At 63.9% G+C, this 24,874-nt stretch carries 24 protein-coding genes, 1 tRNA gene and 2 rRNA genes (1 of these 27 running past the window's edge); 6 read left to right on the top strand and 21 right to left on the bottom strand.

Annotation, left to right across the window (positions count from 1 at the left end; translation table 11 throughout):
* Position 1: 1 nt before the first annotated feature.
* Together ACSYDV_RS19570 and ACSYDV_RS19575 are read right to left on the bottom strand one after the other, a co-directional pair.
* The gene (locus tag ACSYDV_RS19570; protein WP_438325627.1) at positions 2–1,153 is read right to left on the bottom strand and encodes an HlyD family secretion protein; all 1,152 of its coding nucleotides are present in this window, start codon (positions 1,151–1,153) and stop codon (positions 2–4) included.
* On the bottom strand, positions 1,150–2,577 hold the full coding sequence (locus tag ACSYDV_RS19575) for an efflux transporter outer membrane subunit (RefSeq protein WP_438325628.1): 1,428 nt from the start codon (positions 2,575–2,577) through the stop codon (positions 1,150–1,152). Before ACSYDV_RS19575 ends, ACSYDV_RS19570 begins: the two co-directional genes overlap by 4 nt.
* A 53-nt stretch (positions 2,578–2,630) precedes the next feature.
* Here ACSYDV_RS19575 and ACSYDV_RS19580 point away from each other — a divergent pair, with 53 nt between their 5' ends.
* On the top strand, positions 2,631–3,287 hold the full coding sequence (locus ACSYDV_RS19580; protein WP_438325629.1) for a TetR/AcrR family transcriptional regulator: 657 nt from the start codon (positions 2,631–2,633) through the stop codon (positions 3,285–3,287).
* 12 nt (positions 3,288–3,299) lie between these two features.
* On the opposite strand, the gene ACSYDV_RS19585 is transcribed toward ACSYDV_RS19580, so the two are convergent.
* Complete coding sequence (locus tag ACSYDV_RS19585) at positions 3,300–4,169, bottom strand: oxygenase MpaB family protein (RefSeq protein WP_438325631.1); 870 nt, start codon at positions 4,167–4,169, stop codon at positions 3,300–3,302.
* A gap of 14 nt (positions 4,170–4,183) precedes the next feature.
* The gene (locus ACSYDV_RS19590; protein ID WP_438325633.1) at positions 4,184–6,640 is read right to left on the bottom strand and encodes a TonB-dependent receptor; all 2,457 of its coding nucleotides are present in this window, start codon (positions 6,638–6,640) and stop codon (positions 4,184–4,186) included.
* A 133-nt stretch (positions 6,641–6,773) separates the two neighbouring features.
* Between ACSYDV_RS19590 and ACSYDV_RS19595 the strand changes: the two genes are divergently transcribed.
* Positions 6,774–7,532, top strand: a complete 759-nt coding sequence (locus ACSYDV_RS19595; RefSeq protein ID WP_438325635.1) for a helix-turn-helix transcriptional regulator — start codon at positions 6,774–6,776, stop codon at positions 7,530–7,532.
* A gap of 48 nt (positions 7,533–7,580) precedes the next feature.
* Positions 7,581–8,723: an acyl-CoA dehydrogenase family protein gene (locus tag ACSYDV_RS19600; protein WP_438325637.1), complete on the top strand. Its 1,143-nt coding sequence runs from the start codon at positions 7,581–7,583 to the stop codon at positions 8,721–8,723.
* A 6-nt stretch (positions 8,724–8,729) separates the two neighbouring features.
* On the opposite strand, the gene ACSYDV_RS19605 is transcribed toward ACSYDV_RS19600, so the two are convergent.
* Together ACSYDV_RS19605 and ACSYDV_RS19610 are read right to left on the bottom strand one after the other, a co-directional pair.
* Positions 8,730–9,752, bottom strand: a complete 1,023-nt coding sequence (locus tag ACSYDV_RS19605) for an acyl-CoA dehydrogenase family protein (RefSeq protein ID WP_438325638.1) — start codon at positions 9,750–9,752, stop codon at positions 8,730–8,732.
* Positions 9,753–9,849: 97 nt separating this feature from the next.
* The gene (locus ACSYDV_RS19610; RefSeq protein ID WP_438325640.1) at positions 9,850–10,311 is read right to left on the bottom strand and encodes an Lrp/AsnC family transcriptional regulator; all 462 of its coding nucleotides are present in this window, start codon (positions 10,309–10,311) and stop codon (positions 9,850–9,852) included.
* A gap of 124 nt (positions 10,312–10,435) precedes the next feature.
* On the opposite strand from ACSYDV_RS19610, the gene ACSYDV_RS19615 reads away from it, so the two are divergent.
* Positions 10,436–11,488, top strand: coding sequence for a Leu/Phe/Val dehydrogenase (locus ACSYDV_RS19615; protein ID WP_438325641.1), 1,053 nt, complete (start codon positions 10,436–10,438; stop codon positions 11,486–11,488).
* On the top strand, positions 11,488–11,751 hold the full coding sequence (locus tag ACSYDV_RS19620) for an ACT-like domain-containing protein (protein WP_438325643.1): 264 nt from the start codon (positions 11,488–11,490) through the stop codon (positions 11,749–11,751). The genes ACSYDV_RS19615 and ACSYDV_RS19620 overlap by 1 nt, the downstream gene beginning before the upstream one ends.
* On the opposite strand, the gene hemN is transcribed toward ACSYDV_RS19620, so the two are convergent.
* The 10 genes from hemN to ccoN all read right to left on the bottom strand — a co-directional run bounded on the left by hemN (position 11,718) and on the right by ccoN (position 21,048).
* Positions 11,718–13,025 carry an oxygen-independent coproporphyrinogen III oxidase gene (gene hemN / locus ACSYDV_RS19625; protein ID WP_438325998.1) on the bottom strand — a complete coding sequence of 436 codons (1,308 nt, stop codon included), beginning with the start codon at positions 13,023–13,025 and terminating at the stop codon, positions 11,718–11,720. The genes ACSYDV_RS19620 and hemN overlap by 34 nt on opposite strands.
* A gap of 65 nt (positions 13,026–13,090) precedes the next feature.
* Positions 13,091–13,324 carry a hypothetical protein gene (locus ACSYDV_RS19630; RefSeq protein ID WP_438325644.1) on the bottom strand — a complete coding sequence of 78 codons (234 nt, stop codon included), beginning with the start codon at positions 13,322–13,324 and terminating at the stop codon, positions 13,091–13,093.
* Entirely contained in the window at positions 13,321–13,476 is a 156-nt protein-coding gene (ccoS, locus tag ACSYDV_RS19635) for a cbb3-type cytochrome oxidase assembly protein CcoS (protein WP_438325645.1), read from the bottom strand. Before ccoS ends, ACSYDV_RS19630 begins: the two co-directional genes overlap by 4 nt.
* Positions 13,473–15,596, bottom strand: coding sequence for a heavy metal translocating P-type ATPase (locus tag ACSYDV_RS19640; protein WP_438325647.1), 2,124 nt, complete (start codon positions 15,594–15,596; stop codon positions 13,473–13,475). The genes ccoS and ACSYDV_RS19640 overlap by 4 nt, the downstream gene beginning before the upstream one ends.
* Positions 15,593–16,063, bottom strand: a complete 471-nt coding sequence (locus tag ACSYDV_RS19645; protein ID WP_438325648.1) for a FixH family protein — start codon at positions 16,061–16,063, stop codon at positions 15,593–15,595. The genes ACSYDV_RS19640 and ACSYDV_RS19645 overlap by 4 nt, the downstream gene beginning before the upstream one ends.
* Entirely contained in the window at positions 16,060–17,517 is a 1,458-nt protein-coding gene (ccoG, locus tag ACSYDV_RS19650; RefSeq protein ID WP_438325650.1) for a cytochrome c oxidase accessory protein CcoG, read from the bottom strand. The genes ACSYDV_RS19645 and ccoG overlap by 4 nt, the downstream gene beginning before the upstream one ends.
* Positions 17,504–18,451, bottom strand: a complete 948-nt coding sequence (ccoP, locus tag ACSYDV_RS19655) for a cytochrome-c oxidase, cbb3-type subunit III (protein WP_438325652.1) — start codon at positions 18,449–18,451, stop codon at positions 17,504–17,506. Before ccoP ends, ccoG begins: the two co-directional genes overlap by 14 nt.
* A complete protein-coding gene (locus tag ACSYDV_RS19660) occupies positions 18,444–18,602 on the bottom strand; it encodes a cbb3-type cytochrome oxidase subunit 3 (protein ID WP_438325653.1) in 159 nt (52 codons plus the stop codon). Before ACSYDV_RS19660 ends, ccoP begins: the two co-directional genes overlap by 8 nt.
* The gene (ccoO, locus tag ACSYDV_RS19665) at positions 18,599–19,378 is read right to left on the bottom strand and encodes a cytochrome-c oxidase, cbb3-type subunit II (RefSeq protein WP_438325655.1); all 780 of its coding nucleotides are present in this window, start codon (positions 19,376–19,378) and stop codon (positions 18,599–18,601) included. Before ccoO ends, ACSYDV_RS19660 begins: the two co-directional genes overlap by 4 nt.
* Positions 19,379–19,389: 11 nt before the next feature.
* Complete coding sequence (ccoN, locus tag ACSYDV_RS19670; RefSeq protein ID WP_438326000.1) at positions 19,390–21,048, bottom strand: cytochrome-c oxidase, cbb3-type subunit I; 1,659 nt, start codon at positions 21,046–21,048, stop codon at positions 19,390–19,392.
* A 166-nt stretch (positions 21,049–21,214) separates the two neighbouring features.
* Between ccoN and ACSYDV_RS19675 the strand changes: the two genes are divergently transcribed.
* A complete protein-coding gene (locus ACSYDV_RS19675) occupies positions 21,215–21,886 on the top strand; it encodes an OmpW/AlkL family protein (RefSeq protein ID WP_438325657.1) in 672 nt (223 codons plus the stop codon).
* A gap of 1 nt (position 21,887) precedes the next feature.
* Here ACSYDV_RS19675 and ACSYDV_RS19680 read toward each other — a convergent pair whose 3' ends face one another.
* From ACSYDV_RS19680 to ACSYDV_RS19700, 5 genes are all read right to left on the bottom strand, one after another.
* Positions 21,888–22,580, bottom strand: coding sequence for a Crp/Fnr family transcriptional regulator (locus ACSYDV_RS19680; RefSeq protein WP_438325659.1), 693 nt, complete (start codon positions 22,578–22,580; stop codon positions 21,888–21,890).
* A gap of 343 nt (positions 22,581–22,923) precedes the next feature.
* Entirely contained in the window at positions 22,924–23,331 is a 408-nt protein-coding gene (locus ACSYDV_RS19685) for a group III truncated hemoglobin (protein ID WP_438325660.1), read from the bottom strand.
* A 162-nt stretch (positions 23,332–23,493) separates the two neighbouring features.
* Positions 23,494–23,570: transfer RNA gene (locus ACSYDV_RS19690), tRNA-Met, on the bottom strand.
* Positions 23,571–23,704: 134 nt separating this feature from the next.
* Positions 23,705–23,819, bottom strand: a 5S ribosomal RNA gene (rrf, locus tag ACSYDV_RS19695).
* 134 nt (positions 23,820–23,953) lie between these two features.
* Positions 23,954–24,874: ribosomal RNA gene (locus ACSYDV_RS19700) — 23S ribosomal RNA — on the bottom strand; it runs 1,901 nt beyond the window's last position.

Below are 24,874 nucleotides of genomic sequence, written 5' to 3' on the forward strand. Positions count from 1 at the left end.
CTCAATTCCCGCGCGTGTCGATCGTGGCTTCCATCGACAGCCCGACGCGCAGTGGATGCGCCTTCAGCTCCTTGGGGTCGAGCGCGATGCGCACCGGCAGGCGCTGCACCACCTTCACCCAGTTGCCCGTCGCATTTTGTGCGGGGATCAGCGAGAAGGCCGCGCCGGTGCCGCCGGCAATGCCGACGACCTTGCCGTGAAAGACGACGTCGCCGCCATAATAGTCGGAGGTGAGTTCGACCGGCTGGCCGATGCGAATATCCTCGAACTGGCTTTCCTTGTAATTGGCATCGACATAAGCCGTATCGATCGGAACGACGGTCATGATCGGCGCGCCCGCCGCGATCCGCTGTCCGACCTGAACCTGCTTGTTCGTCACAATGCCATCCACCGGCGCGCGGATCACCGTGCGCGCAACGTCGAGCTGTGCCTTTTCGAGGCGCGCCTGCGCCGCCGCGACGTCGGGCGCGGTCTGGATCGTCGTTCCGCGCACCAGTGCTTCGGCGGCGCCTAGGTCGCCGCTCGCCGATCCGCGTGTTGCTTCGGCCGAGGCGATACCGGCCGCCGCGAGATCGCGAGCCGCCGTCGCCGAGGCGAGCGCCGCGCGCGCCGCGCTCAGTTCCTCGCCCGATACCGCGCCCGTTCCGGCGATGCTTTCGCGCCGCACCAGTTCCGCGCGCGCTTTGGCAACCGTTGCATTGGCGTCGCGCAGCCGCGCTTGCGCTTGCGATACGTCGGCGCCGCGCGCCGAAACCCGCGCGCGTGCGGCGTCGGCATTCGCCCCCGCCTGCCCGTAACGCTGTCGTGCCTGACGCAATGCTGCCTCGGCATCGGCAAGCGCGAGCTTCGCGTCGGCATCGTCGAGAATGACGAGAATATCGCCCTGCTTCACCGCCTGCGTTCCCGCGACCCGCACTTCCTTCACCGGCCCCGAAACGAGCGCGGTGACGACGGCGGAATCGGCGCCGACATAGGCATTGTCGGTATGAACTCTTCCGGACTGCGTCAGGAAATACCACGCGCCCCAGATAAGAGCGGCCACGAGCACGACGAGCGCGAGGATGCGAAGCATCTTGTTGCGTTTGGCGCCGCGTGCTTCGTCGGTGGCGGGGAGAGCCTCGGTTTCGGTCGCAGCCGTATCTTCGGCCATCATCTGTCTCCTGTGATATTTTGCGCCTGATATCCGCCGCCGAGCGCGCGGATCAGTGCGATGTCGAGCGACAATTGCCGCGCCTCAAGGTCGGCAACCGCGCGATTCAAGGCCACGAGGCTGTCCTCGGCGGTAAGCTGCTCGAGCTGGTTCGACAGGCCCGCGCGATAGCGCAGCCCCGCGAGTTTCGCCGCTTCATCGGCCGCTGCCCGTGCCTCTCGCCGGCCGGCAAGCTGGCGCGCATTGGCGCTGCGGCTTGCGACCAGATCGGCAACATCGCGCAGTGCATTGACCAGCGTAAGATCATAGGTCGCAACGGCCGCATCATAGTCCGCCCGCGACCCGCGATATCGCCCCTGCAGGCGCCCGCCGTCGAAGATCGGCAGACTGATCGCGGCGCCGCCATTGCCATATTCCGAACCCGATTTGAACAGGTTGGACAGCCCGAGCGACTGGAGTCCGACCAGCGCCGACAGGCTGATATTGGGATAGAAATCGGCGCGCGCGACATCGATGCGTTTTGCCGCCGCTTCGGCGCGCAGCCGCGCCGCAACGATATCGGGACGCCTGCCGATCAGGCCAATCCCCACCTCGGGCGGCAGTCCCACCATCGCATGGTCAAGCGTCGGCCGCGCAATGGATTGCCCGCGATCGGGGCCTGCGCCGACGAGCGCCGCCAGCCGGTTGCGCGTCGCTGCAATCGCTTCGTCGAGCGCGGCAAGATCGGCGCGCGCCGAGGCAGCGCGGCTTTCGGCCTGACGCTCAGCCGCCCGATTTTCGATTTCGGCGCGCGCCCGCGCCGCCGATAGCGCGGCGCTCGCACTTCGCACGCGCACCGCTTCATTCGCGACGTCGCGCGCGACATGATATCCGGCAAGATCGGCATAGGCCGACGCGATGCCGGTGGTCAGCATCAATCGCGCCTGCGCTTCATCGACCCGCGCGGCCTCGGCCTCCGACGTAGCTGCGGCGAGCGCCGCACGATTGCGGCCCCACAGGTCGAGGTCGAAGGCAAAGGTTGCGGCGACGTGGCCGGTGTCCTGAATGCCATCGGGCACGAAGGCTGGCGGAATGCCCATATTCTTGCTTTGCTGGACGCCGCCAGCGCCGCCCTCCGCGCCAACGCGTGGCAGCAGCGCCGCCCCCGCTTGCCGCGCCATGGCATCCGCGGCGCGCACCCGCGCCGCTGCGATCGCGACATCGGGCGAAGATTTCAGCCCCTCATCGATCAACGCATCGAGTTGCGCGTCGCCAAAGCTCCGCCACCAGCCCCCGGCGGGCCACACCCCTTTGGCGTCGGCAAAGGAGGCCGTCGATGCGAGCGCTTCGGGCGCGGCCGGAACCGGCGCCGGGCCCAGATCGGGAACGGCAGCGCAACCCGCAAGCAGGCCGAAAACAGCGGTTGTAAGATAAATGAACCGGGCCATGGAATCCAACGATACTATCTGGTATCATGCGCATCTGAACTTTGGAGAATGCGTTGTCAATCGAAATGATACCAAGCGGTACGGTAACCTTGGACGATGCCGCTGCGGCGCGGCGCAAGGCGTTCGTCGACGCGGCGCGTGAGTTGTTCTTTGCGAATGGCTATGCAGGCACGACCATGTCGTCGATCGCCAGCAAGGTCGGCGGATCAAAGACGACCTTGTGGAGCTATTTCCCGTCGAAAGAGGATCTGTTCGCCGCCGTCGTCGACGATATCGTCGGCCATTATGGCGCGGCCTTGCAAGTCGACCTGCCGCTCGACCAGCCCGTCGTCGATGTGCTGCGCCATTTCGGCAACGTGTTGATGAACACGCTCCTCTCGCCGACGATGCTCGCCCTGTACCGCCTCGTCGTCGGTGAGGCTGAGCGCTTCCCGCATCTTGCCGAAACCTTCTACGATCGCGGACCGCGTCGCGGCAAGGCGCGGACCGCCGCATGGATAAGCGAAAAAATGGTGCTGGGCGAACTGCGCATGGGCGACCCGATGCAGGCGGTTTATCATCTGTCCGGCCTGTGTCAGTCGGGGGTCTATTATCAGGCGGTCCTCGGTCTTCCCGAAGGACGCGACCGGAATCGCGAGCGCGTCGCCGCCGAAATCGACGCTGCGGTCGATACCTTCTATCGCGCGTGGAGACCCGACACCAAAGGGTGAGAGTGCGTGCTGTCAGCCCTGGCGGCGATACAGATAATCATGCGGCAACCCCATCCGCACGCTGGCCTGACATGGCGGCGATTGCGGGTCGATCCGCCGGTCGGCAAGCCGCCCGGCGAGCTTGAGTGCCATGCGGTCGAGGCGCGTCAGGTTGAAACGCGCGCCAAGGTCGAGCCGCTGCCGGACATGATCGGGAAGCAGCGACACCGACGCCCGCGCAATGGCGCGGTGCAAAAAGCGCGGCACGTTCGGCGCAGCGCGGCCCGACTGGATGATATCCAGAAATTCGAAGATAATCGGATGCGGTTCGAACCGCGGTTCGAGCGATGCCATCATGTCCATGAAGGCATCGATGGTCGGCGGCGCATGACGTGCGCCAAATTCGCGCCCGATCGCATCGCTGTCGCGCATGAAGCGATCCTTGTCGGCGTCGCTCAGCGGATGCACGAAACGATCATAAGCCATCAAAAAGCCGTAGGATGCGGTCGCTGAAACCCAATCGAGCAGCACCGGATCCATCGCGCGATATTTTTCGCCGTCCGGGGTTTCGCCCTTCACCTTGCCGTGAAGCCGGTTGACGCTGCCGATCGCCGCTTTCGCCGTGCTCGCGGGGCCATAACAGGCCAGCATGGCGACCACCCCCGTCCGCTTCGACCGGCCGATCGGGTCGGCCTTATAGGTCGAATGGTCCCACACCCCGCTGCGGATGCGCGGCTCGGCAAATTCGAGCAACACGGCGGCAATGCCGCCGATCCCCAGCGCGATCTGGTTTTTATAGACGCGCCACTGGACGCTGTCGGGCGCAAGCAGCGCAGGCTCGCCAACGGGGGCGGTGAAATCGACCGCCGTCCCCATATAATTGTCCTGCAATGCCTGCTGCACCTCTGCGTGCTCCTTCAGAAATCCAGACCGACAGTCAGACCATAGGTTCGCGGCTGATTGGCAAAACGCACGACGACATTGGCGTTGCTCGACACCGCCGACCAGTAATATTTGTCGAACAGGTTTTTCGCCCACAGCGACACCGACCAGCCGCTTTCGTCGCGAAGACCGACGCTCGCGTTGACGGTCGCATAGGCATCGACCTTGTAGAGATCGATATCCTCGAAGATCGTGTTCGACTTGCTCTGGTATCGCGCACTGATCGCGCCGATGACATCGATCGTGTCGGTGGCCGGCGTGTCATAAGCCAGCGTGATGCTGCCCTGGAATTTCGGGCTATAGATGAACTCGGCCCCGTCGAAATTCTCGGGCTGCCCGGCCGCATTGGTGCCATCATAATCGATGACGCGCGTCTTCAGCCACAAGGCGCTGGTCGAAAGACTGACGCCCTGCGCCGGCCGGACGATCAACTCGCCCTCGACGCCATAGGCCTTCGACTTCGGCACATTATCGAGCCGCGACAGCGCGGTGTAGATCGGATCGGCGAAATAGGTGCTGATCTGCTTGTCGCGATAATCATAGTAGAATGCCGACAGATTGGCCTGCACCATGCGGTCGGCGAGCGTCGCCTTGACCCCGACTTCATAGGCGGTCAACTGCTCCTGTTGCACCGATGCATTCTGCTGCGCGGTGCTGGCCGTGTTAACCGGCGTCGTCCCCGACTTGTAGCCGCGCGAGACCGAGGCATAGAGCAAGGTATCGTCGTTCGGTGACCAGTCGAGCGCGACGCGCCAGGCGACATTATCCTCGTCGAGCACCGACTTCACCTCGCCGAACATGTTCTTGGCGGGGTCGAAGGTGTTGCACTGGCCCTGCGTGATTTCCGGCGGGGTTCTGCCATAAGTCTGGGTATAGAGCGCGCGGTTCACGACATTGACGTTGGGCAGCATATTGCCGTTCACGTCGCGCGAGCAGCCATTATAGTGCTGCTTGTCCTGCGTGTATCGGATCCCCGCGGTCAGCTTCAGCTGCTCGGCGAGTTGCCAGTCGCCATTGGCAAAGACACTCCACGTCGTCGTGTTAATCCGGCCGATATCCTGAAAGGTACGAAACGCCTGCGACAGTTGCAGCGCGGTGTAACCGCCCGAATTGAACGGCGTCGCCAGGAGCGGAATTCCGGCGGCACGGATCAGCCGCGGATTGGCGTTCTGCCCCAATATCGTGCGGTTGGAATCGAGGATGCGGTCTTTCGCATAATAGCCGCCGACGAGCCATGTGACCGGTCCCGATTCGCCCTCGACATGCAGTTCCTGCGCAAAGCTCTTGATGCGGCCGACAGTGTTCTGGAGCAGGATTTCGAACGGCGCACCGCTCCAGTCGGACAGCGCGTTGCGCTTGAAATCATTATAGCTGGTCAGCGAGACGAGCTTCATCGTGTCGGAGAGATCCTGATCCCAGCGCAGCTTGAGGCCCCAGAAGCGATTATCCTCGGCGAGCGGCCCCTTCAGCCCCAATCCCGTACCAATGTCTGCCGACCGCTCCGCCTCCGGCGCCCAATCGGCCTGCCGGGCATTGGTCGGGAAATTATTGGCCAGATAGGTGGCGAGCCCCGGCGTATTGAAGAAACGCGAATTGCTCGTGCCGCCGACCGGATTGGTCGCAGGCGTAAAGCCGATCCCCTGCCCGACGACCGTGTCGGACTTGTTCTGCCACCATGTCACCGACAGATCGAAATGCGTGCCCGGCGCCGGATCGAAAGCAAGCGAGCCACGCACGCCCAGCTTCTCGACCTCGCCCTGCCGCTCGCCGCGCGAATTGCTGATCTGCCAGCCCTTGTCGCTGTTCTCGCTGCGGAAGGCGACGCGCGCCGAAAGGCCTTCGGCGAGCGGACCCGACAGATGCCCGCCGATATTCCACGTCTGATAATTGCCGAGGTCGGCGCGGATGCTGCCCTCGAAACTGTCTGTCGGCTTGCCGGTGATGAAATTGATCAGCCCCGCCGTCGTGTTGCGGCCATAAAGCGTACCCTGCGGCCCCTTGAGGATTTCGACGCGCTCCAGGTCCATGACCGGGCCGGTGTTCATGATCGGATAGGCATAGGCGACTTCGTCGACATAGGTGCCGACGGTCGAGGTCGACGACAGGTTGATCGTGTTGAAACCGATCCCGCGCAGCGTATAGGTCGGAACCCCCTGATAGCTTTGCGACACGGTGAAACTCGGCGCCACCGCGGTCAGATCGCGGACGTCGGTAACCCGCAGATTCTCCAGCGTCTCGCCATCCACCGCCTGGATCGCCATGCCGACATCGTTAAGCGATTCCGCGCGGCGCTGCGCGGTGACGATGATCTCGCCTTCGACCGGCGCGGCGCTTGCAGCCCCGCCCGCCTCAGCATTGGCGGCGAAAGCCGGAGATGCGAACGCAAAGCTTGCCGCGGTGCCCGCGAGCAGAAAAAGTCGATATGCCGTCATGGTCAATCCTCCCTCAAACGGCTTTTCGCGCGGCTCGTCGTTGTGCGAGCGTCGTTCCAGCCGGACCCTGACAGATGAGAAGATTGCCCGGCGATCAACAAGCTGTCATCTGTGTCAGGATGGTTTTGGGGAAATGGTCCGCGTGACAGATTATCAGGCGCTATGCTGGTCGAAGCTTCCGGCGATGATTGCGGACGTACAGGCCGCAGGCGATGCGATCGGCCTGCCCTACATCGCCGCGCAGGCCGATCTGGGCGACCCCGAACCCATGGCCGACGAAGCCGGCCGCCCCTATGCCGTCACCAGCTTTGCATGGATCGACCCCGCGCATGAATATTGGCACGACCGCAAACTTGCACTGCATATCCCCTTCCTGACCGCCGCGCGGCTGGTCGCCGAGCCCTTTTACTATAGCGACGGAGCCCTGCAGAGCTGGCGCCCGACCGGCCTGCTCGACGCGGTCGATTGTCGGCAGGTTCGCGAAAGCCCGCATCTCGGCGAAGCGATCATCGCCCCTGTTCATTTGCCGCGCGGCCTTGTCGGCGCCGTAGTCTGGTGTTCGCGCGAGCCGGTGGGGGTCGCCGCACTGTTCGCCGACCATGCCGAGCGGATGCATATGCTCGCGCTGCGGCTGGTCGCGACGCACAATGAAGCGCGCGACCGCCCGCGCAACGCAACCGTCCCGCAAACGCTGACCCGGCGCGAAGTGCAATGTCTGCGCTGGGCGGCGGCGGGCAAGACCGACGGCGAAATCGGGATCATATTGTCGCTGTCGGTATCGACGGTGCGCTTTCACCTGCGCAACGCGGCTGCCAAGCTTGGCGCGACCGGGCGGGCGCAATCGATCCAGCTTGCCGCCGGACTGGGCTTTGTCGGAGCGCGCGCCGCCTGATGCATTCGTCAGCTTGGCCCGTCCGCCCCGCGCCCTAAAGATCGCAGGATGGACATGTTGAACGACACGCTGAACGACCCCGGGCTTCGCGCTTTTCGCGACGAAATTCGCGCCTTCTTCGCCGACCATCTTCCGGGCGAGCTGCGCGAAGCGGCCGAACGCGCGACGAGCGTGTTCATGGACCCCGCGGTCTCGCTCCCGTGGCAGCGGATCCTCAACGCCCGCGGCTGGGCGGCACCCGACTGGCCAGAAGCCTTTGGCGGCCCCGGATGGAATGAGGTCGAACGCTATATTTTCGCAGCCGAATGCGCGCGCGCCGGCGCGCCGAACCTCGCGCCGATGGGGCTCAAAATGGTCGCGCCGGTGATCATGCATTATGGCAGCGCCGACCAGCAGGCGCATTATCTGCCGCGCATATTGTCGGGCGAGGATTATTGGTGCCAGGGCTTTTCGGAGCCCGGCGCGGGATCGGACCTTGCCGCACTGCAGCTGCGCGCGACCGCCGACGGCGCTGATTATGTTCTCAATGGCTCGAAAATCTGGACCACGCACGCCCATTTCGCGAACCGCATGTTCTGCCTCGTCCGCACCTCGAACGACGGCAAACCCCAGGCGGGGATCAGCTTTCTGCTGCTCGACATGACGTCGCCCGGCATCACCGTCGAACCCATCCGCACCCTCGCCGGGGACCATGAGCTCAATCAGGTCTTCTTCGACGATGTCCGCGTGCCGCAAGCGAACCGGCTCGGCGCAGAAAATGAGGGCTGGTCCGTCGCGAAGCATCTGCTGACCTTCGAGCGCGGCGGCAAATATGCGCCGGGTTTGATCGGGCGCCTCGAACGGCTGCGCGCGCAAGCGGAGTTCGACCCCGTACAGCGCGCGCGCGCAACCCGCGAGGCGATCAACCTGCGCGCGCTTCAAGCGCTCGAAATCAAGGCGATGCGCGGACTGGGGGGCAGCACAGCGCTTTACGCCTCGGCGCTCAAGATCATGGGCACCGACAGCGCGCAGCGGATCGACAGTCTGGCGTGCGATATCGCCGGCCATACGGCGTGGGCCGAGGCCGACGGGCAAACCCCCGCCGAACTCGCCATCGCGGTACCGCGCTACCTCAACGATCGCGCGGCGAGCATCTATGCTGGGTCGAACGAGATTCAGCGCGATCTGGTCGCGCGCATATTGCTCGGCTGATCGCGGTCAGGCGGCGTCGGCGAAACGCGCCAACTGACCCGCCGGACCGATGGCTGCCGCAATCGCCAGCGCGCGCTTGAAATAGCGCCCCAGGCTGAGTTCATCGGTCAGCCCCATCGCGCCATGGATTTGAACCGCGCCCTCGCCCACGATACGAACGGCGTCGCACACTTCGACACAAGCCGCGCTCACCGCCGCGTCGCGCTCGGCGCCGTCCAGCGAAAGCACAGCAATCTCGGTCAGGGCGGTCGCCTTCATCAGCGCCAGTTGCATATCGGCGACACGGTGGCGCAGCACCTGAAATGCTGCGATCGCCGTCCCGAACTGCCGCCGCTGACCCAGATAATCGACGCTGTCACCCAGCATGCATTGCATCAGCCCGACCGCCTCGGCGCAGCGCGCCGCGAGCATCATATCGTTGACCCGGGCGGCGTGCACCGCCGCCGCATCGCCTTCCGCCAACGGCTCGATATCGGACGATGCAAGCGCAAAGCTCAGGTCGGCGCTCGTGCTGCCGTCGTGCATGATGCGCGTGCGCCGCTCGACTTTCGCATGGCCGGCCGCGATCAACAGAATCGCCGCGCTATCGGCGAGGACGAACACATCGGCCTCCGCCGCGCCGGCGACTAGCGCCGCCGTGCCATGCACCGTCCAGCCGCCATCGCTCCGCTCGACCTGCACCCGGCACGAGGCCGCCGCCGGGCAAATGATCGCTGCCCGCATCCGCCCGTCTGCCAGATCGGCAAGCGCGGCATGACCGGGCACCGCCTCTGCAATCAGCATCGTCGCCGCAGCGTGCGGCAGCCAGTCTGAGCCCGCAAGGGCAGGGCCAAGTTCGGCCATCACCAGTGCAATATCGACCGGTCCGCCGCCAAAGCCACCGGCCGCCTCGGGCACTGTAATTCCGCCGAGGCCCAGTTCATCGGACAATTGCTGCCAGCCCGGCTGCGGATTGTCGGCCAGAAAGCGTTGCAGGCTGTCGCGCAGCATCTGCTGCGGCGCGCCTAGCGGCAGGTCGAGACCGGTCATGTCGGCGTCCCTGCGCCATGCTGCGATATGTCGTGTGTCATGCCCGATCCATGCGGCGACCAACGGAACGCCGCTAGCTGACGAGCGTGGCAGGTGGTCAAAGCGGCAGTTCGGTGGTCGATTTGATCTCGGACAACGCGACGGTGGAATTGATCTCCTGAATCCCCGGCAATTTGCTCAGCCGTTCGAAGAAGAAGCTTTCATAAGCGTCGATATCCTTCGCAACGATGCGCAGCATGAAATCCATCGCGCCCATCAGCACATAGGCGTCCAGCACTTCGGGAAAGGAGCGAAGCGCCGCGCTGAATTCATCGAGATTGGCGCGGCCGTGCGCGTTGAGCTTCACCTGAGCAAAGACATGGGCGTTGAGCCCGACCTTGCGCCGGTCGACGATCGCCACGCGCTTGCGAATAAAACCCTCGCGCTCCAGCCGATCAATGCGACGCCAGCAGGGCGATGACGACAGTCCGACGCGCTCGGCAATCTCGGCCGTCGTCTGATTCGCGTCCCGCTGCAATTCGCGGAGGATATTCCGCTCAAAAGGATCAAGTTCGGTCATTTTATCCTTATATGATAAAAATTGTGGTTTTAATATCCCATGATCGCCGCGAATGGCAATAAAGCGAGCAAGATTGCCCGCGGCGCAAATGCGATAAGGTCGGCATTGCCCAAAGGAGAATGTCATGGTTGCCCGTCTTGCCCGTTTGCACCCGCCCGTGGAATGCGTCCGCCTGAACGATCCGAAAAGCGGGCTCGATGGGATCATCGCCATTCATTCGACCGCTCTGGGGCCGGGCGCCGGGGGATGCCGCCTCTGGAACTATGCCGACCGGGACGCGGCGCTCGCCGATGCCGTCCGGCTCGCAGAGGGCATGAGCTATAAAAATGCACTCGCCGGATTGCCGCTGGGCGGCGCCAAGGCGGTGCTGCGCAGGCCGGTGGGCGATTTCGACCGCGCCGCGCTATTCCAGGCATTCGGGCGCGCGGTCGAGGAACTCGGCGGCCGCTATGTCACCGCCGAGGATGTCGGCACTTCGGTCGCCGACATGCAGGAAGTCGCCAGCACGACGCGCCACGTCGCCGGGCTTCCCCCCGCCGAAGGCCGGGCCGGCGGCGATCCGTCGCCATGGACTGCTCGCGGGGTGTTCGATGCGATGCAGGCTGCCGCCGCCTTCGCGTTCGATCGCGATCTGTCCGGGCTGACGGTCGCGGTACAGGGCACCGGCAATGTCGGTTCCGACCTCTGCCGCCGCCTCGCCGATGCCGGCGCGCTGCTGATCATCGCCGATCCCAACCCGGATCGGCGCGACCGGCTGGCGCACATCCTCGATGCCCGGGTCGTCCATGTCGACGACATTGCGGGAGTGGAGGCCGATATTTTCGCACCCTGCGCGCTCGGCGGCGCGCTCGATCAGGACAATGTCGGCCGACTGAAGGCAAAGCTGGTATGCGGCGCCGCGAACAACCAGCTTGCCAGCCCGGAAATCGCAGCGCTGCTGGTCCAGCGCGGCATCACCTATGCCCCTGACTATGTGGTCAACGCCGGCGGCATCATCAGCGTCTCGGCCGAATATCTGGGTGAGGACGAAAGCGACGTCGCAGAACGCGTCGCAGGGATCGCGCCGCGGGTCACCGCTATCCTCGAACGCGCCGCCCGCGAAAAAAGATCGCCGGCGGTGATCGCCGACGAATTGGCCGAGCAGGTCATCGGCAGCGCCCAGCGCGCGGCGGCTTGATGTCCCGGTTCCAAATCGACGCATTGGTCGACCCGCAATCGCTGCCGCGCATCGCCGGCTTCTTCGCACAGCGTGCGATCATACCGGCCGAGATGACGATGCGTGTTGCAGGCGAGCGGATGGAAATCGAGGTCGTGGTGCCGGACCTCGAACCAGCGCGCGCGGATATCATCGCAGCGAAACTGGGCGAGGTTTTTGCGATCCTCGATGCGCGCGTTGCCGCGCCGGTTCAGGCGGCGGCGGGCACCGCGCCCCGATGCTGATCAAATGCGGCGGCGATCGGCCGGGCGTAGGGCTGGGATCCCGCGCACAAGATCAGTTCGTGGTCGTCCCATCGGATCAGCTTCCGCTGCTCAAAGCCCGACAGCGCGTGCCGCGCCGCGGCGACGCGGTCCGGGCCGAACCGTGCGCGTCCCTGACAGAGGATCGCCCGGATGATATGGCCGCGCCATTGATCCTCGGCATCCAGCCGCACCCCGCGCGTCGCGGGCAGCATTCCTGACCCGACCAGGTCGCGATACAGCCCGGCCTTTTTCTCATTCTGCACGATCAGTTCGGGCAGTTTGCTGATCGCGCTGGCGCCGAAACCCAGCAGAACGGGCGCATCGTCGGCGGTGAAACCCTGAAAATTCCGGTTTACCCGGCCCGCTTCGGCAGCGATCGCCAAACTGTCGCCGGGCTTGGCAAAATGATCGAAGCCGACCGGAACATAACCCGCTCCGGTCAACCGTTCGAAACCATACGCGGCCTGCTCGAAACGCAGCCGGTCATCGGGCAGGTCGCTGGCGTCAATCCGTCGCTGACGCGGAATCATCGCGGGAAGATGGGCGTAGCCGAACAGCGCGATCCGGCTGGGCGCAATGCGCATCGTCTCGTCGAGCGTCGCGCCCAAGTCCGCCATGCTTTGTCCGGGCAGGCCGTACATCAGGTCGAAATTGATCGCGTCGATCCCGCGCAGCCGCAGCGCAGCGACTGCGGCTTCGATATCGGCGAGCGGCTGCACGCGCCCGATCGCCTGCTGGATTTGCGGCGCAAAGGTCTGGACCCCCATGCTGACCCGGCCGACGTTCGACGCCGCAAGAACCAGCGCCCATTCGGCGGTAAAATTGCGCGGATCGATCTCGATCGAAATATCGGGTTTGCTGGCGTCGAAGGCCGTGAGAAGGCGGTCGAGCAGGCGCACGAAGTCAACCGGCGCGATCGCATTGGGGCTGCCGCCGCCAAAAGCGATATGTTGCACCCGCCCCCGTCCGCCAAGCCGTTTGGCGACTGCGCCGATTTCGGCGTGCAGTGCCGCCAGATAATCGGTCAGCCGCTGCTTGCGCCCCGCCGCGCCAGTGTTGCATCCGCAATACCAGCAAATCTGTTCGCAAAAGGGGATGTGGACATAGAGCGACAGCGGCGTCGCCGATTCCACTTGGTCGAGCGCCCGCGCATAATCCGCCGCGCCGACATCGTCGCCAAACTCCAGCGCGGTCGGGTAGCTTGTGTATCGCGGCACCGGCCGTTCGAGCAATTCGGGATAATAGGTCCACATGCTCATGATCTAGGCGCTCCGTCCCGCCGCAACATTGATTCAGGTCAACGCAGCGGCAGCGGCGGTCATATGCAGCAATTTTTCTTCGGATCCTTGCTGCGCCGGTCGCTCGCGACATGACAAGCCTTGGCGCAATCGCGATCCCTGCCCCGGTCGGGCGCGGTGGGATCGGGCGGCACGACGATCATCCGGGCGGCCGCCCCGCAGCCCGGAACGACCAGAAGCTGCGCGTCGCTCGCCAGTGGTGCGAAGGCCAGCGCGGCGGCGGCTGGGGCCGCTCCCCAAACGCGCCGCATCATCGCGTCTCCTCCTCTTCATCCTCGACAAAGATGCGCAGCGCGGCGCCGTCGAGATCGTCGAACTGCCCCTTGCGCAGCGACCAGAAAAAGGCGGCGAGCCCCAACAGGCCAAGCCCAAGCGCGATAGGAATAAGGAAGATCAAACCGTTCATCGGATCGCCCTTTTCAGCCGCAACGCATTGCCGACAACGATCAGCGACGACCCCGACATCGCGATCGCCGCGACCAGCGGCGTGACATAGCCGAGGAAGGCCAGAGGCACGGCGATGAAATTATAGCCGATGGCCAGGGTGAAATTCTGCCGCACGATCGCTTGCGTCCGGCGCGCCATGCGCACCGCCTGTACAACCGGCATCATCCGGTCGCCGAGAAAGATGCAGTCGGCGGCATTTTTTCCCGCATCGCTTGCCGACCCCGGCGCCATCGACGCATGACCGGCGGCAAGCGCAGGCCCGTCGTTGAGGCCGTCGCCGATCATCAGCACCTTATGCCCCGCCCCCGCCTGCCGCGCGATCGCGGCAAGCTTGTCCTGCGGGCTCATCGCGGTCTGCGCTGTCAGGCCAAGGGTACGCGCGACCGGCGCCACCGCTTCGGCGCGGTCCCCCGACAGGATCGTCGGCGCGATCCCCTCGGCGCGCAACGCATCGATCGTCGCGCGCGCGTCAGGGCGAAGCTGGTCGGAAAAGTGGATCGTCGCGACCGGATCGCCGTCGATGGAAAGCTGCGTCGCCAGTCCGTTATCGCCAGTCGAGGTGGCGGGACGCCCCAGCGTGACCCGGCGCCCCTGCCATGTCGCTTGCATCCCGAACCCCGGCGTTTCGGCCAGCGCCTCGACCGGCTCCGCGTTGACGCCCATCGCGGCGAGGTCGCGCGTCAACGCCGCGCTCAGCGGATGGCGGCTTGCCTGCGACAGGGCGAGCAGCAGCGGGCGGACCGTCTGCTCGACATCGTCCAGGTTCGTCGCAACAGGCCGGCCGAGCGTCAGCGTCCCCGTCTTGTCGATCAGTGCGCGGTCGACCTCGGCCAGCCGCTCGAGCGCCGAGCCATCCTTGATCAGCACGCCGACGCGCATCAACGCCCCCGCCGCGACGATCTGTGCTGCCGGCACCGCAAGGCCAAGCGCGCAGGGACAGGTGATGATCAGCACCGCGACCGCGATCAACATGCTCTGGTGCCAGCCCGCACCCGCGATCATCCAACCAGCGAAGGCAAGCAGCGCCAGCGCGTGGACCGCGGGGGCGTAGAGCCGCGCGGCGCGGTCGGCGATGCGCACGTAACGCGACTTGCCCTGCGCCGCCTCGCCCATCAACCGCGCGATGTCGGCGATCGCCGTGTCGGCGCCTGCCGCGGTAATCTTCACCCGTACCGGTGCGTCGAGATTGAGCGTGCCGGCATGGACACGGTCATCGACACCAACCCGCTGCGGCGCACTCTCGCCAGTAAGCAATGACAGATCGATCTGGCTCGTGCCCCCAATGACAAGGCCATCGGCAGCAAGCCGTTCGCCCGCCGCGACGAGCATCACCATCCCGGGTTCCAGCGCGGATGCGTCGACCCAGCGGTTTGCGCCATTGGTTTCCATCACCATCGCGCCCGAGCCCATGTTGCGGAGCAGCGCGGTCACGCCGCCGCGTGCGCGGTCGCGCATCACGCTGTCGAGCCAGCGCCCGCAGAGCAGGAAGAAGATCAGCATCACCACGCCATCGAAATAGGCGTGCGGTCCGCTCGTCGCGGTCTCGTATAGGCTGAGCGCGGTGGTAATCGACACACCGATCGCGATCGGCACATCCATATTGGTCTGCCCGTGGCGCAGCGCACCCCATGCCGAACGGAAGAAGGGCCGCCCCGCATAAGCAACCGTCGGCAAGGCGATCAGCGCCGACAGCCAGTGAAACAGGTCGCGCGTCGCCCCGGCAGCCCCCGACCAGACTGAAACCGAGAGCAGCATGATATTCATCATCGCAAAGCCCGAGACGCCCACCGCTAGCAGCAGCTCGCGGCTGGTCGCGGCCTCGGCTTCGGCACCCTCATTGGCATCGCCGATCGGATGCGCTTCAAACCCCAGCAGCGAAAAGGCGCCGATCAAATCGGGGGTTTCGGTGTCGGGCGCGCACGACAGATGCACCCGCTTTTCGGTGAAATTGACGCGCGCCGCCGTGATCCGATGGTCGCGGACCAGTCCTTGTTCGAGCTTGGCGATGCAGCCCGCGCAGCGCATGGCGGGAACCGCAAAGTCGCGCTCGACAAGCGAGGGAACCGCGGCGGCGCTCATCGAAGGTCGATCCTATAGCGCGCTTCGTTGGCGGCATGCCGCACTGAAAGGTCGAGCCGCCAGCGCCCTGCGGGCAGCGCCTCGGCCGACCGCAGCGTCCCGTCCATACCCGCCTCGAAGCGCATCGGCCGCGACGGCGCGCGGCCGAGCGGATGGGCGATCGTCGCCGTGACATCCATGTCCTCGAGCAACCTGCCATCCTTGCGGAACACCATCCGGACATGGCGATCGCGCTCGACGCTGATCGCCCGTTCCCACCCCAGCCGGTCCTGCGCGTCAGCGCGTGCGAGCCATTCGTTATACTGCTGGCTCGCGACATAGCTGTTCTCGACGACCTTGCCGCCAAAGGTCGACATGGCGAAATGCGCCATCACGAAATTGACCGTCATCACCACCCCGAAAAAGGCGACGAGGATCGCGGTCATGTGCCAGCCGGTGAAGGCGCGGCGTGTCGGCTTGTCGATCATTGTCCTGTCTCCGGCCGGTCGAACTGGATGGTGTCGCTGTCACCGCTCTCCTTGCCGTCAAGGCCGCGTGTCGCGATGGTGAAATCCTGCCGCGCCGGCCCCTTGCCGGGAGCGGCAATGAACAAACTCACCGGCGTCACACTGTCGGGCGGCAGCGATATTTCGACCCGCTGCGCGGCCTCTTCGCGCGACCCCGCCTCCGTCCACAGCTGTGCGCCGTCGAGCCCGGTAACCGTCACTTCGACGCGCCGCGGCCGCGTTTCCATATTGCGCAGCTTCAACGTATAATTGTTGCGGATCATCCCATCGGACAGCTGGACATAGAGCGGGCTGCGCTCATGCTGGACGGCAAGGTCGAGCCGGGTGCGCTGGCCCAGCGAGAAGAGCATCGCCGCGCCGATCGCGCCCCATATCCCCAGATAGATCAGGGTACGCGGGCGCAGCAAGGTCTTGCGGATCGGCTGCGCGGTGCCGCCCGCCTTTTCGGCGGCGGCATCGTCGAGCGTGCAATAATCGATCAGCCCGCGCGGGCGCCCGACCTGCGCCATCACGCCGTCGCACGCATCGATGCACAGCGCGCAGGTGATGCAGCCGATCTGCGGCCCTTCACGAATGTCGATCCCGGTCGGGCATACCGCGACGCACTGGTTGCAGTCGATGCAGTCACCGAACGCGCCGGGATGCGCCTGCGCCTTCTTCACGCTGCCGCGCGGTTCTCCGCGCCAGTCCTTGTACGTCACCAGCAGCGACTTTTCGTCCATCATCGCGGTCTGGATGCGCGGCCAGGGGCACATATAAACGCACACCTGCTCGCGCAGGAAGCCGCCGAGGATGAAGGTCGTAGCGGTCAGCACGGCGACCGTTCCATAGGCGACGAGCGCCGCATCGCCGCTCCAGAATTCACGGGTCAGCGTCGGCGCGTCGGCGAAATACATGATCCATGCGCCGCCGGTCCAGAAAGCGATGGTCAGGTAAATCCCATATTTGATCGTCCGTCTGGCGATCTTCGTCGCCGTCCATGGCCCGTTCGCAAGCCGGATCTGCGCGTTGCGATCGCCATCGACCAGCCGGTCGACATGCTGGAACAGGTCGGTCCACACCGTCTGCGGGCAGGCATAGCCGCACCACGCACGACCGACCGCGCTCGTGACGACGAACAGGCCGACCCCCGCCATGATGAGCAGGCCCGCCACATAGTAAAATTCATGCGGCCAGATTTCGATCTGGAACATGTAGAAACGCCGGTTCGCGAGATCGACGAGCACCGCCTGATCGGGCGCATAGGGCCCGCGGTCCCAACGGATCCATGGCGTGCCATAATAGATTGCGAGCGTGATCCCCATGATCGCCCATTTGAAGCGGCGGAAGGGACCGTCGACCTTCTTGGGGTAGACGCCCTTCCGCGCTTCGTAGAGCGAAGGAGGAGGACTGGCGAGTTGATCAGTGCTGGCCATTGGCTCCCGGCTCTTTCACTTCGCTTGCCGCCGACGCTGCCACCGGCGCGGGCGCCAATTTCTCGCCGCCGCCGAGCGAATAGACATAGGCGGTCAGCATCTTGATCGTCACCGGATCGAGCCGCTCGCCCCAGCGTGGCATGACGCCATTGCGCGGCGCATCGATCGTGGCGGTCAGGCTGGCGCGATCGCCGCCATACAGCCAGATTGCGTCGCTCAGCTTCGGCGCGCCGACCTTGCGGTCACCTTGGCCGTTCGCCCCGTGGCAGACAGCACAATTGTCCGCAAAAACCGTCGCACCGCGCGTCGCCGACGCACTCGGCTTTTCCTGCCTGCTGATGACACGAATATGGCTGACGACATCGGCGATCGCTTTCGCATCGAGAATTCCGTCGCGCCCGAATGCGGGCATCAGGCTGGTCCGCGTCACCTTATGATCGGGATTTCGAATGCCATGCTCGACGGTATAGGCGATGCTGGCGAGGTCGCCGCCCCACAGCCAGTCATCGTCGGTCAGGCTGGGATAGAGTTTCGCCACGCCAGCCCCGCCCGCGCCGTGACACTGGACGCAGTGCACCTTGAACGCGGCGCTGCCGCCCTGCACCGCGGCGCGCATCAGTTCGGGCTTGGCAGTCAGATCGGCCACGGGGGTCGCGGCGATCGCGTTCACGACCGGCGCGCGGCGCACGGCGTCGGCGCGCATTTCCTTTTCCAGTTCGCCGCGACTGGTCCAGCCGAGGACGCCCGTCGTCGCGCTGTTGACCAGCGGCCACGCCGGATAGAGAATGACATAGACGAGCGCCCAGACGATGGTCGCATAGAAGCTCCACAGCCACCAGCGCGGCATCGGCGTATCGAGTTCCTCGATCCCGTCCCATTCATGCCCGACCGTGCTGGTCCCGGTCGCTTCGTCGATGCGTTTATGATCAACCATGTTCGTCGTCCTTGAAGATCATGTTCGCGGCTTCTTCGTTGCGATGCCGCGCGCCCTTGCGAAACGGCCAGATGACGAGGCCGAGGAACAGGATCGCCATGCCGAGCAGCCCCCAACTGTCGGCAAAATGCCGCAGATCATTATAGTTCATGGCGCCTTCTCCGGCTGCGCAGCGGGCGCGGCTCCCTGTTCCTGCGGCGCCGCCTTTTCGACATCGACCAGCGTTCCCAGCATCTGGAGATAGGCGATCAGCGCGTCCATTTCGGTGATCCGTGCCGGATCGCCATCGAAATCGCGCACCTGCGCCTTGGGATATCGTTTCTGAAGTTCGGCGCCGCCACCTGCGTCGGGATCGGCCTGTGCCTTCACATCGTCGTTTGCCGCCGCAATCGCAGCCTTGCTGTAAGGTACGCCCAACCGCGAAAGTGCCGTCAGGTCGTTCCGCATGTCGCCGGTCTTGAGATCGCGTTCGGCAAGGAAGGCATAGGGCGGCATGATCGATTCAGGAACGACAGCGCGCGGATCGATCAGATGCGCGCGATGCCATTCGTCCGAATAGCGACCGCCGACGCGCGCGAGGTCGGGCCCGGTGCGCTTTGACCCCCATTGGAAGGGATGATCGTACATGCTCTCGGCGGCGAGGCTGTAATGGCCATAGCGTTCGACCTCGTCGCGGAACGGACGGATCATCTGGCTGTGACAGGTATAGCAGCCCTCGCGCATATAGATGTTGCGCCCGGCAAGCTCGAGCGGGGTGTAAGGCCGCATCCCGTCGACCTTCTCCACCGTATTGTCGATCCAGAACAAGGGCGCGATCTCCACGATCCCGCCGATCGTCACCGTGATCAGCGCCAGAGCGCCGAGCAGGGTGACGTTGCGTTCGATACGCTTGTGGCTGAAGCGCTTTGCGGCTTTTTCACTGGCCATTGCCTGGCTCCTTATTCGGCGGGAACGGGCGCGAGCGGACGGTCCGCTGCGGCGTTGTAAGGCGTTTCGGTCATCGGCTTTTCGGCGCGGACACGGCCAGCGAGCGTTGCCCAGACGTTGAAGACCATGATCAGGAAGCCGGCGAGATACATTGCCCCGCCTGCCGCGCGGATCAGATACATCGGATGCATCGCCGCAACGCTTTCGACGAAGCTGTAGACGAGATAGCCGTCGGCCCCATATTCGCGCCACATCAGGCCCTGCATGATCCCCGCGACCCACATCGACGCGGCGTAGAAAACGATCCCCACAGTCGCGAGCCAGAAGTGCCAGTTGACCATCCGCAGGCTGTAGAGGCGCGGGCGCCCCCACAGACGCGGCACGAGGTAATAGACGCAGGCAAAGGTGATCATGCCGTTCCAGCCGAGCGCGCCCGAATGCACATGTCCGATCGTCCAGTCGGTATAATGCGACATGGAGTTGACCCATTTGATCGACATCATCGGGCCTTCGAAGGTGCTCATCCCATAGAAGGCGAGCGCCATCACCATCATGCGGATGATCGGATCGGTGCGGATCTTGTCCCACGCGCCGTTCAGCGTCATCAGACCGTTGATCATCCCGCCCCAGCTCGGCATCCACAGCACGATCGAAAAGACCATGCCCAGCGTCTGCGCCCAGTCGGGCAGCGCGGTGTAATGAAGATGGTGCGGTCCTGCCCAGATATAGAGGAAGATCAGCGACCAGAAGTGCAGGATCGACAGGCGATAGCTGTAGACCGGGCGTTCGGCCTGCTTGGGCACGAAATAATACATCATCGCGAGGAAGCCCGCGGTCAGGAAAAAGCCGACCGCATTATGCCCATACCACCACTGGGTCAGCGCATCCTGCACCCCGGCGAAGGCGGCATAGCTTTTCGACCCCAACAGGCTGGCGGGCAGCGCCAGATTGTTGACGATGTGGAGCATCGCGATGGTGATGATGAAGCTCAGATAGAACCAGTTGGCGACATAGATATGCGGCTCGCGACGCTTGACGATCGTGCCGACGAACACGACCAGATAGGCGACCCAGACGATCGTCAGCCACAGGTCGACATACCATTCGGGTTCGGCATATTCCTTGGCCGCGGTGACACCCATCAGATAGCCGGTCGCCGCGAGCACGATGAACAGCTGATATCCCCAGAAGACGAAGCGCGCGAGCGTCGGGAAGGCGAGCCGGGCGCGGCAGGTGCGCTGCACGACATAATAGCTGGTCGCGATCAGCGCATTGCCGCCAAAGGCGAAAATCACCGCCGAGGTGTGGAGCGGCCGCAGCCGCCCGAAGGTCGTATATTCCAGATTGAGGTTCAGCGCCGGAAAGGCGAGCTGGAGCGCGATGAACAGCCCCGCCGCCATGCCCGCGACACCCCAGAACAGCGTCGCGATGACACCCCAGCGGATCGGGTCATCGTCATAAAGTCGCTGATCAGGGGAGGATTGCAGCGCGCCCCGCGCTACCGCGCCATAATCGGCGCGCGCGAGCGAGAACCAGAGCGCAGCGAGGCAGGCGACTGCGACGATAACCATGTGCACGGCGAAAGGCGCGTCGACGGCCAGCGCAGCCGCCACCAGCGCCAGCAGGGTCAGCGCCAGCCAGCCCCCCGCCTTGAAAACCAGACCGTCGATCATCGCAATACCCCGTTTGGCGCAGCCCTTTGCTGCGTGGATGGGGTCGCCATGAGCGTTTGAACCGGCAGATACATTGACCTGGATCAACGATTTTCTTGCGTCGCATCAATGCGGCGTCCGGTGCACCGGATCAGTAGGGCTCCATCAACCAAGGAGCCAAATCATGATGCCCAAGTCTCTCCCCCTTATCGCTCTGATCGCGGCGTGTGCGCTGCCCGGACAGGTCGCCGCGAAAAGCGGTGATGTGCAGGTCAAGATACTCGCCACGCTCGTCGCCCCCGACGGCAAGCTCAAGGATGTGAAACTCGACGCGATCGGGCTACCCGCGGGCGTCCAGACCAAAGCCGACGACAATGTGATCCCTACGATCGCGATCGAATATTTTGTCGCCGACCATATCTCGATCGAAACGATCGCCGGGGTGACCCAGCATGATGTCGTCGGACGCGGCCCCCTCGCCGGCGCGGGGCTGGTATCCGATGCGAAGATTGTACCCGCGACGCTGACGCTCAAATATCATTTCGGCAAGGACGGCGGCATCCAGCCCTATATCGGCGCTGGGCCCAGCTATTTCATCTTCATCGACGAAAAGCCGGGTGCCGGGGCGGTCGCGCTCGGCGCGACGCGGCAAAAGATGAACGACACGCTCGGGCTCGCGCTCCAGGCCGGGGTCGATATCCCGGTCAATGACAAGGGGCTGTCGGTGACGCTCGACGCCAAACGCTATTTCCTGAGACCAACAGCACGCTGGTTCGCCGGAGAGACCGAGGTGCTGCGCACGCGGCACAAACTCGATCCGTGGGTGATCAGCGCGGGGGTCGGATACCGCTTCTGATTCAGCCTGCCATCACCATCATCGCCGCGCGGTCGTTGATCACGACCTCGCGGCGCGAAGGCAGATCCAGAACCCCATCGGCGCGCATTTTGGTGAGCTGGCGGCTCGTCGTCTCGATCGTCAGCCCCAAGATGTCGGCGATCTGCTGGCGGCCGAAGGGCAGTTCGAACCCCCGGTCGAGCGCCCCGGCATCGCACCCCTGCCCCGCCAATCGTTCCGACATTTCGAGCAGGAAAGACGCAACCTTCTCCGACGCCGATTTGCGTCCGAGCAGCATCATCCAGTGCCGCGCGCGGTCGAGCTCGTCGAGCGTGCGGCGCAGCAATTTCTGTTGAAGATCGGGATGCGAGCTCGCGAAAGTGTCGAAACTGTTGCGGTTGAAGATGCACACTTCGGCGTCGGTCATCGCGGTAACGCTGTAAGGACTGGTCTTGCCGAACGGGCGCCCGATGAAATCGGACGGAAACACAACCCCGACAATCTGCTCGCGGCCATCGGCCGTCGCGACGACCAGCTTCAACACCCCGTCGAGGACATTTGCGACGACCGGCGCGTCATCGCCCTCCCAAAGCAAGGTGTGTCCCGCCTTCACGCGCTGGCGGCGCCCCATCTTGCCGAGCAGCAGAAGCTCCTCGGCGTCGAGGCTGGCACAAATCGCGCGGTTTCGCACGACGCAGGAGGAACAATCGGTCACACTCGCTCTCTACAAAATCAGGGCCGCCACGCCGGACCACATCGGGCCGGGCGACGTTCCATGGCCGAAGCCGGGGCGTCTAGCATCGCATTGTGGCGCAATGATGCCAACCGCGATACGATGCTGTCAAAGGGGCGATGATCGAGCACCGGGAAACGATATGCGCGAAAGGAAAAAGGCCGACGCCAAAGCCGCAGATCCGTCGGCTGTCCAAAAGGCGGCGGAAGCAACGCCCGTTCCGCTTTGCCGCTATGAGGAATTGGCGCTTCGCGAGAACCGCTTGCGTCAGGCCGATGCCCAGCGGGACAAAGACTAGGCACGCTCCGCCCGATCGCTGCACGCTTCAGGCCCTTCGGCGGGCCGCGTCGCCGACGGGATCATCCAGGCGAAAGAAGAGCGCAAGTTGCAGGCTTTCGGCGATGCGCGCCGCCTTGGCCTGAAGCGCCACCGCGGCTGTACCGGGCATCACCTCGTCGGTGACCTCCGACCAGAGCGCAAGCCAACGCTCGAACAACGCCGGGGTGATATGCGCCTTATGCTTGAGATGCGCGGCCATCGGACTGCCCTTGTAGCGACCGGTCGTCAGCATCACCGACGACCAGAATGCGACAAGCCGCTCAAGATGCTCGGGCCAGTCGTCCACCGCGGCGTTAAAAAGCGGGCCAAGTTCGGCATCGGCCCGGACGCGATCGTAAAAGATCGGGATCAGCCGCGCGAGGGAGGCCTCATCAATATCTTTATGGTCGTTCACACCGTCATCCCATCATGTCGATACACTGCCTTTACTCCGGCTGGTCAAAACATGCAAATGAAATGCATATTATGCCCTTGATGGGACCTTCAATTGCCGCGCCAACACGCTATTGGTGCGGCGGGAAGGCCGGTCTGGATTGTTTGATTGTGAGATTGATATTGGTTGCGGGAGTAGGATTTGAACCTACGACCTTCAGGTTATGAGCCTGACGAGCTACCGGGCTGCTCCATCCCGCGCCACCAATGTTCGGATCCTGTTGCCGGAGTTGAGCCGGCAGGATCCGTTAAAACAGCAAAGGGCCGGCATTGCTGCCGGCCCTGTAACTTTGTGAATGGGTTTTTGATGATTTTGTCCGCACGTCGGCCACAATGCCTGGCGACGTCCTACTCTTCCGTTGCTTAAGCAGCAGTACCATCGGCGCTGTCAGGTTTCACGTCCGAGTTCGAGATGGGATCGGGTGGGTCACTGACGCCATGGTCACCAAGCAATGAAGCCGGCGTGGGTCAAAATCGGGTTTCAATCGATGTCCGTGCAATATTTGTCTGACTTGCAATCATCCACTTCGCAGACGATCCGACAGGCTTGTGGCCGGTCAGGATTGTCGTTGATGGTGGGACTCTTAAGTGCGAATAGAGCAATTAGTATCGGTTAGCTCCACACGTTACCGCGCTTCTACATCCGATCTATCAACGTGGTGGTCTTCCACGGCTCTAAGAAATCTTATCTTGAGGGAGGCTTCCCGCTTAGATGCTTTCAGCGGTTATCCCGTCCATACATAGCTACCCTGCTGCGCCACTGGCGTGACGACAGGTACACCAGAGGTATGTTCAACCCGGTCCTCTCGTACTAGGGTCAACTCCTCTCAAATTTCGACGCCCACGGCAGATAGGGACCAAACTGTCTCACGACGTTCTGAACCCAGCTCACGTACCACTTTAATTGGCGAACAGCCAAACCCTTGGGACCTGCTCCAGCCCCAGGATGTGATGAGCCGACATCGAGGTGCCAAACGATTCCGTCGATATGAGCTCTTGGGAATCATCAGCCTGTTATCCCCGGCGTACCTTTTATCCGTTGAGCGATGGCCCTTCCACTCGGGACCACCGGATCACTATGACCGACTTTCGTCTCTGCTCGACTCGTCAGTCTCGCAGTCAGGCAGGCTTATGCCATTGCACTCTTGCAGACGGTTTCCAACCGTCCTGAGCCTACCATCGCGCGCCTCCGTTACTCTTTAGGAGGCGACCGCCCCAGTCAAACTACCCGCCACAGAGGGTCCCTGATCCAGTTTCATGGATCGAGGTTAGACATCAGAAAACAACAGGGTGGTATTTCACCTATGGCTCCACACCGGCTGGCGCCAGTGCTTCAAAGCCTCCCACCTATGCTACACAGTTCTTTCCTAATGCCACTCTGAAGCTGCAGTAAAGGTGCACGGGGTCTTTCCGTCTAACCGCGGGTACTCCGCATCTTCACGGAGAATTCAATTTCGCTGAGCATCTCCTGGAGACAGTGGGGAAGTCGTTACGCCATTCGTGCA

The sequence above is a fragment of the Sphingopyxis selenitireducens genome, assembly GCF_051550705.1.
Classification (GTDB): domain Bacteria; phylum Pseudomonadota; class Alphaproteobacteria; order Sphingomonadales; family Sphingomonadaceae; genus Sphingopyxis.